At 41.7% G+C, this 14080-nt stretch carries 12 protein-coding genes and 1 other RNA gene; 5 read left to right on the forward strand and 8 right to left on the reverse strand.

Annotated features, from left to right (window positions below; translation table 11 throughout):
* The first annotated feature begins 12 nt into the window (after positions 1-12).
* From LS71_RS05575 to LS71_RS05595, 5 genes are all read left to right on the forward strand, one after another.
* Entirely contained in the window at positions 13-1644 is a 1632-nt protein-coding gene (locus LS71_RS05575; protein ID WP_081946240.1) for a TolC family protein, read from the forward strand.
* 2 nt (positions 1645-1646) lie between these two features.
* The gene (locus LS71_RS05580; protein WP_034353615.1) at positions 1647-2960 is read left to right on the forward strand and encodes an efflux RND transporter periplasmic adaptor subunit; all 1314 of its coding nucleotides are present in this window, start codon (positions 1647-1649) and stop codon (positions 2958-2960) included.
* 37 nt (positions 2961-2997) lie between these two features.
* Entirely contained in the window at positions 2998-3729 is a 732-nt protein-coding gene (locus LS71_RS05585) for an ABC transporter ATP-binding protein (RefSeq protein ID WP_194145670.1), read from the forward strand.
* Positions 3726-4943: an ABC transporter permease gene (locus LS71_RS05590; RefSeq protein WP_034352951.1), complete on the forward strand. Its 1218-nt coding sequence runs from the start codon at positions 3726-3728 to the stop codon at positions 4941-4943. Before LS71_RS05585 ends, LS71_RS05590 begins: the two co-directional genes overlap by 4 nt.
* Positions 4944-5075: 132 nt before the next feature.
* Positions 5076-5513 carry a pseudoazurin gene (locus LS71_RS05595; protein WP_034352953.1) on the forward strand — a complete coding sequence of 146 codons (438 nt, stop codon included), beginning with the start codon at positions 5076-5078 and terminating at the stop codon, positions 5511-5513.
* Between the two features lie 96 nt (positions 5514-5609).
* Here the strand turns inward: LS71_RS05595 and cmoA are convergent, their stop codons facing one another.
* The 8 genes from cmoA to LS71_RS05635 form a co-directional block, all read right to left on the reverse strand.
* A complete protein-coding gene (gene cmoA, locus LS71_RS05600) occupies positions 5610-6341 on the reverse strand; it encodes a carboxy-S-adenosyl-L-methionine synthase CmoA (protein ID WP_034352955.1) in 732 nt (243 codons plus the stop codon).
* A gap of 36 nt (positions 6342-6377) precedes the next feature.
* Positions 6378-7160, reverse strand: a complete 783-nt coding sequence (locus LS71_RS05605; RefSeq protein ID WP_034352958.1) for a thiazole synthase — start codon at positions 7158-7160, stop codon at positions 6378-6380.
* A gap of 10 nt (positions 7161-7170) precedes the next feature.
* Positions 7171-8571 carry a bifunctional ADP-dependent NAD(P)H-hydrate dehydratase/NAD(P)H-hydrate epimerase gene (locus LS71_RS05610; RefSeq protein WP_034352960.1) on the reverse strand — a complete coding sequence of 467 codons (1401 nt, stop codon included), beginning with the start codon at positions 8569-8571 and terminating at the stop codon, positions 7171-7173.
* 2 nt (positions 8572-8573) lie between these two features.
* Entirely contained in the window at positions 8574-9998 is a 1425-nt protein-coding gene (locus LS71_RS05615; RefSeq protein WP_034352962.1) for an acetyl-CoA carboxylase subunit A, read from the reverse strand.
* A 198-nt stretch (positions 9999-10196) separates the two neighbouring features.
* Positions 10197-10718 (reverse strand): inorganic diphosphatase, encoded by a 522-nt coding sequence (ppa, locus tag LS71_RS05620; protein WP_034352965.1) that lies wholly within the window; start codon positions 10716-10718, stop codon positions 10197-10199.
* Positions 10719-10787: 69 nt separating this feature from the next.
* Positions 10788-11151: a transfer-messenger RNA gene (gene ssrA, locus LS71_RS05625) on the reverse strand.
* Positions 11152-11245: 94 nt separating this feature from the next.
* Positions 11246-11905, reverse strand: a complete 660-nt coding sequence (locus LS71_RS05630) for a phosphatase PAP2 family protein (RefSeq protein ID WP_238700351.1) — start codon at positions 11903-11905, stop codon at positions 11246-11248.
* A 45-nt stretch (positions 11906-11950) separates the two neighbouring features.
* On the reverse strand, positions 11951-13975 hold the full coding sequence (locus LS71_RS05635) for a TonB-dependent receptor plug domain-containing protein (RefSeq protein WP_052057830.1): 2025 nt from the start codon (positions 13973-13975) through the stop codon (positions 11951-11953).
* Between the last annotated feature and the right edge of the window lie 105 nt (positions 13976-14080).

The following is a 14080-nucleotide window of genomic DNA, read 5'->3' on the forward strand; positions in this document are numbered from 1 at the left end:
TATTTTATTAGTATGCGAGGCTCAAATATAGAATCTAGCCCAAAATTTAGCTCAAAGCAAATATGGCAAAACAACAAACGCCATAGATGTTCTCAAGGTAGATTCTATAAATTTCGCAAGGATTATAAGGTGAAGCGGTTTTTATTATACATTCACATGGTGCTTATGTGTATAGTGGTTTTTGGGTGCAGCACACAGATTCCTACACTTGATGAAACTGCCACACAAGCGCATATCCCGCAGAAATTTAGCAATCTCACTCCCTCTTTGCAAAATACCTCACAAAAAGACTTGAGCGCGCTACAAAGCGATTATGCAAAGCTTGAAGAGCAGCCCTTTAGCCTGCAGCAGTTTATGACGCTCATTGATGATAAATCATTGCATAAGATTCTAAGTATCGCGCTAGAAAAAAACACAAATGTGCTCACGATGATTTCACGCATTAAGCAAGCTAAATCACAAGTTAAAATTAACACCGCAAGCATATTTCCAACCATTAATGCTGGTATTAATTCAAGCTATATTGATAATCGCACACTCTCACAAAGCACGGTTGTGCGCCCGGGAGCAAACTCTATAAATGCAAATGTGAGTATGAGCTGGGAGCTTGATTTATTTGGCAAGCTTAACGCCCTGCGTCAATCAAGCAAAAAAGATTATGCCCAAGCCCAAAGTAATCTCGCCTTTGCGCAAATCTCGCTTATCGCTGAAGTAGCGACTTTGTATTTTACCCTGCGCGATAATGCTAACGCGCTTATGCAAGCGCAAAGCACATTACGTAATTTAGAGCAAATTGAGGCAATTAATGCGGATAAATTTCAATTAGGCTTAATTGATATTAGCACTTATCAAACTTTTATTACTAGCACAACAACGCAAAAAAATACCTATGAAACGCTGCGCTACACCTTTGAGCAGAATAAAAATGCCTTGCTTGTGCTATTAAATATTAATGTTGATGAGCTTGCACAAAGCATTGATTTTCTAGATTCTAAAACATATACTTTTCCACATATCGCGACATTTTATGTAGATAAAATGCCAAGTGATATTTTGCTCTCCCGCCCTGATATTCAAGCAAGCCTCTATGCGCTGCATTCCCAACTTTATAAGCAGACAAATGCTAAGGCTGCGCGCTTACCCACTATCTCTCTTAGCGGCTCCATAGGTGAAGTGCTATATAGCACCAATGGCGCTGGCTCTATTGTCTTTCAGCTGGCAAATTCTATTACCGCGCCACTGCTTAACCGCACTGCTTTAAAGCAAAATTATCTCATACAGCAGGAATTAAGCAAGGAAGCCTTTTACACACTGCAAAATAATGTAAATACTGCTCTAAGCGAAGTAGAAAATGCTCTTTTTGATATAGAATCTAAAAAGCGTCAAGTGCAAAATACGCAAGGTGCGTATGAAGTGGGGGTAAAAACTTATGAGAGCAATGCTGCTAAAAATATGCGTGGATTGCTTGATAGGAATGATTTTTTAACTACAGAAAATACTTATTTGAGCCTGCAAACGCAGCTTTTTACAGCCAAAGCAAATGAGATGATTTCGCTTGTTACACTTTTTAAGGCTTTAGGTGGGAATTTAGCCCTAGCAGATTCTAAGCTAGATTCTAAAAATACATCATCACAAGGACAATGACAATGAATCTCTATGAAACACTAAAAGTAAAAAAATCCTCAAATAAAAAACTCACTCCATTTGCGTGGGTTATGATACTTGGCGGCGTGGTGATACTTGGCGCGCTTGTATTTTTCTTATGGAATTTTTTTGGCACAAAAATCACTTATGAAACCACTAGAGCCACTTATGGCGACATTAAATCAAGCATTTCCGCTTCTGGCTCTATTTCTCCTGTGAATGAAGTAGAAATTGGGAGCGTTATTTCTGGGCTTGTGCTTGAAGTGCTTGTTGATGAAAATGATGAAGTTAAAAAGGGGCAAGTATTAGCGCGTATTAATCCAGAGAGTATTAATCAAGAAATTGCGCGCTATGAGGCACAGCTCAACTCCGCTCAAGCCAATCTTAAAGCTAGTGAGCGCACGCTAGCGGATAGAAAATGGAATTATGATAGGCTAAAAGAGCTTTATGACGCCACAAAGGGCGCTTCGCCTTCGCTGCTTGAATTACAAACAGCGAAGACAAACTATACCGCAGCGCTCTCTGATGTGGAGGTAAAGCGCGCTTCTATTGTGGAGATTCAAACCAGCATTGAGACTGCCAAAATTAATTTAAAAAATTCCGAAATTGTCTCATCAGTTGATGGCATTGTTTTAACGCGCAATGTCGAAGTAGGGCAGAGCGTGGCTGCTAGCTTTCAATCACCCACACTTTTTAAAGTGGCTGAAAATCTCGCAGAAATGCAGCTAGTGGCGAGTATTTCGGAAGCAGATATTGGCAAAGTAAAAGAGGGGCAAGATGTGGTTTTCACCGTTGATGCCTATCCAGATAGGAGCTTTCATACAAAGGTTAATCGCGTGAATTTTGGCTCAGGCGATGGCACCACGACAAGTTCATCAAGCTCAAGCTCTAGTTCTAGTGCGAGTTCAAGCTCGAGCATTATTATTTATCGCGCCAAAATGGAAGTGGATAATAAATCTCTGCTTTTGCGCCCAGATATGAGTGCTACGGCAGATATTATCATTGCTAATGCCACAAATGCCTTGCTTGTGCCAAATGCTGCGCTTTATTTTGATTTAAATAAATCTTTGCAAAAAGCAGGGGCAAAAAAGAGTGGTTCTGCGCTTGGCTCGATGTTTTCTCCCCCTCCACGCCCAAGAGCGCAGATTAATACTAGACAAAAAGAGCATGGCAAAAGCGGCACATTGTGGATTCTAAAAGATGGCAATCCTGTGGCGGTGAATGTGGAAATTGGCATAACTGATGGCAATTATGCGCAGATTCTAAGCGGCATTGATGAGAATGCGGATATTATCACAGGCGTGAAAGTCAATTAGATTCTATAATGTTTAAGGAGCAAGGGCTGTGAGCGAAATGGCAGGACAAGAAGTAAAGCAAGCTTTTATAGAATCTAGAGAGGATTTTATTGTCCTAAAAGATGTGCGCAAAACCTATGGCAAGGGGGAGGGCGCATTTGAAGCCTTAAAAGGCGTAAGTTTAAGCATTGATAAAGGTGAATTTGTAGCGCTTATGGGACCTAGCGGCTCTGGTAAATCAAGCCTTGCAAATATACTTGGCACGCTTGATGTAGGCACAAGCGGGGAATACCTTTTCTGCGGAGTAAATGTCTTTGAGCTTACACAAAATCAGCGCGCACTGCTTAGGCGCAATTACATTGGTTTTATTTTTCAAGGATTTAATCTCTTAGCGCGCACAACAGCATTAGAAAATGTTGAGCTGCCTCTTATGTATCGCGGTATGAAAAAAGCAGAGCGGGAGCAAATCGCCCTTGCCGCACTTGATAAGGTAGGGCTTAAAGATTGGGCATCTCATACAAGTGCTAAGCTTAGCGGCGGGCAGCAGCAGCGCGTAGCCATTGCGCGTGCGATTGCTTCAGAGCCATTATTCTTACTTGCCGATGAGCCAACAGGAAATCTTGACACTAAGCGTAGCGTGGAGATTATGGAGATTCTAAAAGGTCTTAATCAAGATTTAGGCATTACTATCCTTATGGTAACGCATGAACCAGATATGGCAGAATATGCCAGCAGAGAATTGCATTTCTTAGATGGGCGATTGGTTGGCGATTCAAAGGAGCAGAAATGATATTTAATGCCTTTTTGCTAGCCTTGCGGCAGATTAAGCGTAACTTTTTGCGCGCATTTCTTACTATGCTAGGTGTAATTATTGGCGTGGGTGCGGTGGTTGTGATGATTAGTTTAGGCAATGGCACAACTAAAATGATAAGCGATAGAATCTCTTCACTTGGGAGTAATTTGCTACTTGTTTTCCCCGCGCGCGCGATGAATCCTAGTGGAGCAAACTTGCGCCGTAATTTTAGTATGCAAGAAGTTCAAGAGCTGCAATCGCTTGTGCAAGAATATATACAAGCCATTGCGCCAATCTCCCAAAGCTCTGTTATGCTGCAATATCAATCCCAAAACACCACCACTCAAGCTCAAGGCGTAAATCCTGCTTTTTTTGAAGTAACACAATGGGATACGAGCGAAGGCAGAAGCTTTGAGGCAAATGAATACCGCGTGGGAAGTAATGTATGTATGATTGGCGAATCGGTGCGCAAAAATATTTTTAATGGTAAAAATCCGCTTGGGCAAAAAATACGCTTAAATAATATTGTGTGCGAGTGTATTGGCGTTTTAGAATCTAAAGGGCAGGGCGGTATGGGTAATGACCAAGATGATGTGATTTTGCTCCCTGCTAAGGCTTATTTGCGCTCTGTTGCAGGAAGTAACACACTTTTTTCTATTAATCGCCTTATGCTGCGCGCAAAAGATGGCGTAGATTCTGATGAGATTGTGCCAGCACTCACTAAAGCCTTACGACAGGTGCGCAATGTGCGCAGTGGCGAGAAAGATTCTTTTGAGATTATGGATACAAAGCAAATTGCAGAAACGCTCACTTCCACGACTAAAATGCTCACCGCCCTGCTTGGTATGATAGCGGGGGTAAGCTTGATTGTAGGAGGCATTGGCATTATGAATATTATGCTTGTCTCCGTTACAGAGCGCACAAAAGAAATTGGCACGCGTATGGCAATTGGCGCACTGCAGAGCGAAGTGCTTATGCAATTTTTGATAGAATCTATCACGCTTAGTTCTTTAGGTGGCGTGCTTGGGATTATTTGGGCATTTTTTGCGTCACTTAGCTTAAGTAAATATATGGAAATACCTTTTATTTTTGATATTCCAACCGCAGTAATTGCGTTTTTATTTTCTGCCTTTATTGGCGTGCTATTTGGCTATATCCCCGCCAAAAGAGCCTCAAAGCTTAATCCCATTGACGCTTTGCGCCACGAGTAGGGCAGAGTTACTTTTATGATTATTATTTGCAAAATTACACATTAGCTACCCTTGAAATACCTCAAATTAATGGATTCTTAATGGCTTTGTGCTAGAATGCGTGGCTTTCAAATTTTACTTAAAGGAGACCCTATGAAGAAAGTAATTCTAGGTTTGGCAGCTGGCGTATTGTGTTTGAGTTTGGCTCAAGCAAAAGACCATCAAGTAAAAATGCTCAATAAAAATGCAGATGGCACAATGACTTTTGAGCCACTACTTGTTAAGGCTGCCGTTGGCGATACAATCACTTTTATCCCTACAGATAAAGGACATGATGCAAAAAGCACGCTTGTTCCTGATGGTGCGCAGCCATTCTCTGGCAAAATCAATGAGCAATTCACTTATAAGCTTGAAAAAGAGGGCGTATATGTGTATGTTTGCACACCTCACAGACCAATGAATATGTCTGGACTTGTGCAAGTAGGCAAGGCTGCAAATTTAGACAAAGCAAAAGAAGAAATTGAAAAGATAGAATCTAAAGCCGTTACCAACAAAGGTAGACTAAAAAAAGCTGCTGAGGGCATCAAATAATCCTAGCAAAAGCGAGAAGCCTGTAAGAGAAGTCTCACAAAGCGGCTTTCTCGCGCCCCACTTTACTCTCTTAATTTTTTCCCATTTTATTTAGCTTTATTTTTTGGCGATAATTGTCCCAAAATTCACCCATTTAAATAGCACCTCTACACCGACAAATCCCACATTTTTAAGTAAATTGATATTTTCCTCCAAACTAAAAGGCACAAGGACATTTTCTAATGCCTCACGCTTTTTGCTAATTTCCCCCTGCGTGTATCCTTGCTGCATTTTATAGCGCAAATAGCGCTCTATCATTTGCCTATCAAGGATTCTATGATGAGAAGTCATTTTCTCGCTTAAAAAGAAAACCCCTCCAACATCAAGCGCATTATATATGTTTTGCAAAAGCGCCTGCCTTTGCATAGGGCGTATAAATTGCAAAATATAGCTTGCTATCACGCACGAACAGGGCAAGAACTCATAGGCTAAAATATCTTTATGTATAAAAGTAATCTCCGCCCCATAAGCCTTAGCCTTAAGATTTGCCCTATCAATCATCGCCCTAGAATTATCAATGCCTATAAACTCTGCATATCCCGACATTGCCTGCCAAAGGGCTAAAAGTGTCGTGCCAGTGGAGCTGCCCAAATCATAAATAAGCGCTTTTTGTGAGCCTTGCACGCTAGCATTATCACATATATTCATTTTGCAAAAATCCACAATTAAGCCCACAACCTCCTTATAATGCGGCACAGAGCGTTCGAGCATATCATCAAACACGCTTGCTACTTGCTCATCAAATTCAAATTGCTTGCCAATATCTTGCATAAAAATTTCATCTCTCATTGTTGTCCTTAACCCTCACTTTTTAGGCGCTAAGCATTATTGCAGCTTTGCTAACCCATCAAGTGGCGAGCTAGCACTCGCGTAGGCTTTGCGCGGTATGCGCCCAGCCAGATAGCTAAGCCTGCCTGCTTTTACAGCATATTTCATCGCTTCAGCCATCATTATAGGATTTTGCGCCTGTGCAATAGCAGTATTTGTAAGCACACCATCGGCTCCTAGCTCCATGGCAATGCTTGCATCACTTGCGCACCCCACGCCTGCATCGACAATAAGCGGCACTTTAATAGCCTCTTTGATAAAGGCAATATTATAGCGATTTTGGATTCCAAGCCCCGAACCAATAGGCGCAGCCAAAGGCATAACAGCGCTCGCTCCTGCATCTTCTAGTCGTTTTGCCATAATGGGGTCATCATTTGTATAAGCCAGCACACAAAATCCCTCTTTTGCCAGAATCTGCGTAGCCTCTAGCGTTTCAACGATGTCAGGATAGAGCGTTTTTTGCGTATCGCCAATGATTTCAAGTTTAATAAAACTAATGCCCGTAGCCTCCCTAACGAGCCTAAAAAGCGTGATTGCCTCCTTTGCATTCACGCACCCTGCGGAATTTGGCAAAAATTGAATATTAGTATCCCTAAAAGTCTCAAGCAAATTTTCGCTCTTATTATCCATAATATTCACACGCCTTACGGCCACGGTGATGATTTGCGCCCCGCTTGCTAATGTCGCTTCTTTAGTAGTGGCAAAATCGCTATATTTGCCGCTACCCACAATAAGGCGAGATGAAAAAGTGTGAGAGCCAATCTGCAATAAATCATTCATTTTTTATCCTTTATAAATTATCAAGTGTCTCAATAAGCCTACTTGGCGTAAATGCGTAATCTGCAATGCGCTCACTTAGCTTTTTTGCCGCTATAGTATGAGCGAGCGAGCCTTGCAGAGCAGCCTCAAGTGGTGCATAGCCTTGAGCCAACAGCGCACCAATAAGTCCGCTTAGCACATCACCACTCCCACCTTTTGAAAGCGCATTTGTGCCAAGCGGATTAATATACACCGCTTGAGCCTGCGCAATAAACACATTTGCACCTTTAAGCAAAAGCGTAACGCGCGGATATTTTTGCGTAAAATTAAGCATAGAATCTAGCCTTTTATGCGCCTCATAATCGCCAAGCCCACAGATTCTAAGTAGTGATGCAAACTCCTTTGGGTGGGGTGTGAGAATGACATTTTGAGAATCTAGCCTTTGATTAAGGCTATCAAGGAAAGTTTTTATCATGGGTGAGTGAAATACATCTGCATCAAGCACGCAAGGCAGCGCACTATCAAGCAAAGATTCTAAAACTAAACTAGCCCTCTCCACTCCTAAGCCCATACCAAGCGCAATGGCTGTGGCATTATGTGGGATAGAATCTACGCATATTAAATCCATAGGAATACACATATCCTGCTTGCCTACAATGCTCACAAGCCCAGCCCCAAAATGTAGCGCCGCACTCGCACTTAATATACTTGCTCCACTTTTCTCCCCAGCAAACACCGCCAAATGCCCAAAGTCGCCTTTATGCGTATTTTGCTGCGTGCGTTTGGGCAGGGACAAGTCAGATTCTGTAAGCATTTTAATATTTGAGCTTACTTCATAATGATGTTGAGATAACCCAAGCTTGCCAATGTGTAGCCTGCCGACATAATCCTTTACCCTATCTTCAAGGCACACAAGGCTTATAGCACCCATACAAAGCGTGTGATGTGCCTTAAAAATATAGCCCTCATTATGCACACTTAGACCGCTTGGCACATCGCAGGCTATGCAAATGCGCGCGCTTTTTTCTGCCAGAGCAAGTATGTCGCTTATATCGCGCTCTAGCTCACCTTTTAGCCCACTTCCTACCACGCAATCCACCACCACATCGCAAGGCAAAATTTTTTTAATAAATTTCACTTCACACAGCTGTGCGCGCTCACAAGCCTGCACGCACAAGGGCGATTTTGGCTCTTTGGCTTGATAGATTCTCACATGATATTCCCCACTTAGGCGTCTAGCAAGCGTGTAGCCGTCCGCGCCATTATCTCCACTCCCGCACATAATAGTAATCACGCTGCCTTTATGCGTGAGCGTATTAATTAGCGATTCTAACGCGCAAGCGGCATTTTCAAGCAAAATTTCTGCGCTTAAATGATACTTTTCACAAGCCCTCTTGTCCAAAAATGCCGTGCTATGATATACATTTTGCATAATTACGCTCCATATCGCGCGCTAAGGGCTGCTACAATTACGCTTACTACATCATCTTGGGGCTTGCTTTGAGGAGAGGGTATAAGCTTTGCAAACTTAGTTTCAATATATGAGGTATCAAAATGCCCATTTTTAAAATCCCTATCATTGCAAATATTAAGCAAAAATGGAATGGTAGTTTTCACGCCCTTAATGGTGAATTCACTTAGAGCGCGCGCGAGTTTATTGACTGCTAAATTATAGCTTGAAGCGCGCACAATGAGCTTTGCTACCATAGAATCATAAAAAGGAGGTATCACATAGTCCTTATAAATGCAGCTATCCACACGCACAAAAGGTCCTAGTGCTGGATAATACGCACTAATCTTGCCCGGATTTGGCACAAAGTCATTTGCCACATCTTCAGCATTAATCCTTGCCTCAATCGCATAGCCCTGCGCGTGTATGTCATGCTGTCCTAATTCTAAAATCTCGCCCTGTGCAATACGAATTTGCCGCCCTATTAAATCATATCCTGTAATTTCCTCCGTAACGCCATGTTCAACCTGTATGCGCGTATTCATCTCCATAAAATAAAAATTGCTATCCTCATCAAGTAAAAATTCCACCGTTCCAGCATTAGTATATCCTGCAGCCTTTGCAGCAGCCACTGCAGTAGCGCCCATTCTGCGGCGTAAATCATCGCTTATAAAGGGGCTTGGTGCAATTTCAATAAGCTTTTGATGTCGCCGCTGTATGGAGCAATCCCGCTCTAAGAGATGAATGACATTGCCATAATTATCTGCCAAAATTTGAAATTCAATATGGCGCGGATTAAGAATGTATTTTTCCATAAACACATCATCATTTTTAAAAAACGCCATAGCTTCGCGCTTGCAGGCGTTAAAAGATTCTATTAAATCTGCTTCTTTTTCTACCACGCGTATGCCGCGCCCACCGCCTCCGCTACTTGCTTTTAAAATAATGGGATAGCCTATTTTTTGCGCTAGTTTGGCTATCTCATTAGTGGAGTATTGATTAAGCGGCTGTGTGCCGGGCACGATAGGAATGCCATTTTTTTGCATAATCTCGCGTGCAGCATTTTTATCGCCCATTTTGGCAATGGTGAGCGCATCAGGTCCTATCCAAGTAATGCCCGCCTCTTGCACCTTTTTGGCAAAAGCGGCATTTTCGCTTAAAAATCCATACCCGGGGTGAATAGCATCAGCTTCAGCCTTAAGCGCTGTCTCTACAATCAAATCTGCATCAAGATAGCCTTTGAGCGGGTCATCGCTAATCTCATAAGATTCATCAGCCATTTTCACATGCAGGCAATCTCTATCTGCCCTTGCATATATGGCTACACTTTTGATGTGCAAATCCCTGCACGCACGGATAATACGCACGGCAATTTCGCCGCGATTAGCAATGAGAATCTTATGAAACATAACGCGTCCTTTGTGTAAATAGGCTTATGAGTAAGGCTAGATTCTGTAAATTATAGAATCTAGCCTTAAAAAACAAGTTGATAGATGCTTAAAGCATCTATAACTTTATACTTCGAGGGCTAATGTGGGCTTTGCCTACATTTGTAAAATGCGCGTGGCCTTTGTGTGAGCAAAAGCAACAGCGCGGGAATATAGAATCTAGCCATTATAAGCTTTAATAGATTTATCCAAAATCGCTTGTGCAGCGGCTTTATCTTTGTATTCTTTTACCTTTACCCATTTGTTTGGCTCTAAAGTTTTGTAAGTTTCAAAGAAATTTTTAATTCTATCAAGCGTAATTTGTGGCAAATCCTGCAAAGATTGAATATTATCAAAACTAGGGTCAATCTTTGAAATAGGCACGGCGATGAGCTTTTCGTCCATTCCGCTTTCATCTTCCATAATAAGCACGCCAATAAGCCTTGATTTTATCATCGCGCCTGCTTGCAGCGGATAAGGATTAAGCACAAGCACATCAACAGGGTCGCCATCATCTGCTAAAGTATTTGGGACAAAGCCATAGTTTGCTGGATAAAACATCGCGCTATACATCACTCTATCCACCACGACTAAGCCGCTATCTTTATCAACTTCATATTTGATATTTGAGCCATAAGGGATTTCAATGATGACATTAATTTTATCGGGATTTTCGCCAACAGGGACTTTTGAGAGATTCATATTTGCTCCTTAACAATGTATTACGCTAAGATTATAGCAGGTTTTGATGATAGAATGTTAATTTGGAGTTGGTGGAGCTGTGGGGAGTTGAACCCCAGTCCAAAAATGAGAGCTTCTTAGGCTTCTACATGTTTAGTAGGCATTAACATCTTTTTATGGCTATCTCAATACCCCAAAGATAATCCATAAGCAGCCTTTTGTCTTTTCTCCCTGCCCAAGGCGGTGCAAGGAGAGCATCTAGCTCAAATGACGACTTTAGAATCTAGCTAGCATTAAAACTAAAGTCGGCTCCAAAAAGCGATAAACCTACGCTACTCTTGCGTAGGCTGGAGCGTAATTTGCGTTGTTTGCGTTTATAAATGTAGCAGTTTTAGAGCGTGCTAGCTCACATGCACCTAAGCCTCTTCACTCCTGTCGAAAGCCAATCAGCCCCGCTTTAGATTCTATTCCGCACTATTGCTTTTTATAAAAAGCCGCGCGCTCTTACCAAATGAAAGCCCATAAGGATAGAATCTAAGAGGCGCGGATTATAGCCTTTTTTGCCGCTTTTTGTCAATCCACATACACAAACTTATCATACAATAACTCCCCACAAAACCCCAAATCCCCCCAAAAACCACTTGAATAATCGTATGCCAATCACCCATGACACGCGCGCAAGCCACTAACGCAGCCAAAACAAATGTAAATAAACCCCATTTCACACTCACATATCGAAACGCAAACGCAGAGGCGATAAACGCAGAGGTCGTATGCCCACTTGGGAAGCCATTAAATGCGCCATTAATGGGGCGCTGCGCAAAAGTAGCTAAAAGCTCTATATCAACTATATGCGCATAATAATTAGCCACATACACGCAAGCGAGCTTTATTGCATAAGCCACACCTAGCACTACAATGCTTGTTATCACAAGATACAAAAGCGGCGTATATCGCCTCTGCACGAGCCATGCCACGCCAAAGGCTAAAGGCATATATCTAAACACATCGCCATATAGCTCCACATCATACAGCCACAGCGCAAGTGCGCACACTCCCACCAATAATCGAATTTTATCCTCCATTTGGGATTTTATAGAATCTGCGCTAGATTCTGTAGCATTTATAGAATCTAGCTTTGTAGATTCTATATTTGTAGATTCTGTAAAAGACTTCTGTTTATCATTGCTCCCATTTTTATCATTCATACATCGCTCCATACATTAAAGTGCGCGCATTCTAGCATAAAAATATCAAAACCAAAACGCCACTTGCACTTTTGCGCTAAAGCCCGGCTCATATATGCCCACACCGCTTTCTTTAGCAAAAAGCTCTTTAAGCGGCGAAGTAGCGCTAATGTAAGTTTGATTGGTAAGATTTAAAAATGCTACTTTTAGCTGCGCATGTTTAAATAGATAACTCAAGTAGAGATTATGCGTATTATACGCGCCTTTATGCACAGAATCTAAGTCGTTATAATACAAATTATAGCCCTGATAGTTTATAGATTCTATAAAACGCGCAAGATAGAGGATTTCAAATTGTGGCGCGGCGCTAAATGGGCGCAAACCCACACTCGCACTATAGCTTCTCCCACTCACTGCAGCTAGCTCAAAAGTATCAGTAATAAGCCTTTGCTTAAAGGTAGGAAAACTCTGCGCTATACCCATATGAAAGGTAATCATATCAAAATCCAAGCCCGCACTTGCCTCATATCCTATGATTTTTATAGAATCTGGCGTATTTTGCCTATACATATCTTCATGCGTATGCTCTCCGGCGTGATTATGCTCATGGGCTGCGCCACTATTTGCATAGCTATTAATAAAATGCTTTAATTGCTGATGATATAGCCCAAGATGCGTGCTAAAAACGCTATTGTCATAATCGATGTTAAACTCTGCATTATGGAGATTTTCTGCGCGAAGTGGGCGGATAAGCGCATGGGCATTGCTAAGGAGCGATATATCTTGAGGCATTGCGCCGCGTGTGTTGTAATTATATTTAAGCTTAAAACTCATATTTGCAAATGGCGCATATTGCAATATCGCATAGGGGCTAAAGCCGCTTGTGTTATGTTTGAGCGCGAATTTATCTTTGTAGGAGAATGTATCATAGCGCGAGCCTAGAGCAAACATTATAGAATCTAAAAGATAAAATTCCGCTCCTATAAACCCTCCATAAACCGCTCCTTGCTCATATCCACGATTATTATGTGCAAGCTGCTCTTGTGTGAGATTATGCGCTTTAGTGGAGATAAGCTGATAATTAAGCCCATATTTTATATTATGGCGCGCCTCTCCAAAGTAATGTTTAAACATCACATCACTCCCCAAATGCGCTAAGGATAAATCCATGGCGCTCTCTTCTTCATGCACTGCTTGCAGTGTGGTGCGCGGAGAGAGGCTAAGTGATTTGTGTGCATAATATGAATTAATAAAAAACGCAAAATCCTCACTTGCATAATCATACTTTAGCCCTGCATTGTGCGCATTTAGGGCATTATCAAAAAGTGTGGGATTACTAGCAGTAAGCACATTTGCCGCAAAGGGCGCGATAGAATCTAGATGATTAAAATGATAGTTGAGATTAAGGCTATGCCCATTTTTTGGCATATATGTGAGCTTAAAAAGCGCGTTGTGAGATTGACTAGGCGAAGTAAGCACCTTGCGCCCATCTCCATCGCGATAATATGGCGTATCATCAAAATCATAGCTTGCTAGCAAGCCTAGATTCTCTATTATTTTGCCATAAGCAGCCACAGCAGTATTAATACCGCGATTGCTTTGCCCTCCAAGGCTTACAAGCGCGCCATAATTGTTATTTTTAAGCATATCAAACGCATTTTTAGTGGTAATATTAATACCACCAAATAACGCCCCAGCGCCATATTCTACATCTGCTAAACCTTTTTGTATTTCAATGTTTTTAATTAAAAAGGGCGAGAGTTGCATATTGCCTTGATGATGAAACAAATTCCCTCCCTGCGCAATGCCATCAATATGCATGCGGAACATTCTATCTTCGATATTACGCACATAAAGCTTTTGGGCGATTTGCGCGCCACCGCCCACTTGCGTATCGGCATTTTTGGCAAATATCTCTTTTAGATTCTGTGCTTGTGTATTTTGCAAAAACATATCATCGATAACGCCTACATCACCGCTATTTGAGATATTTTCACTAGCTATTAGAGGTGTGAGCGAATGGGTCTCTAAATCTTTAGCAAAACTAACTAACGCACCCAAACACATGGCGCAAAAAAATGCAAATCTCATAAAAACTCCTTGTCAATGATTTAAGATGAAAAGTGGGGATTTTATCACATTTTATAAGGCATGTCAATACATTTTATAAAGTGTGATAGAATTATGTAAGAATTA

This window comes from Helicobacter jaachi (genome assembly GCF_000763135.2).
Classification (GTDB): domain Bacteria; phylum Campylobacterota; class Campylobacteria; order Campylobacterales; family Helicobacteraceae; genus Helicobacter_C; species Helicobacter_C jaachi.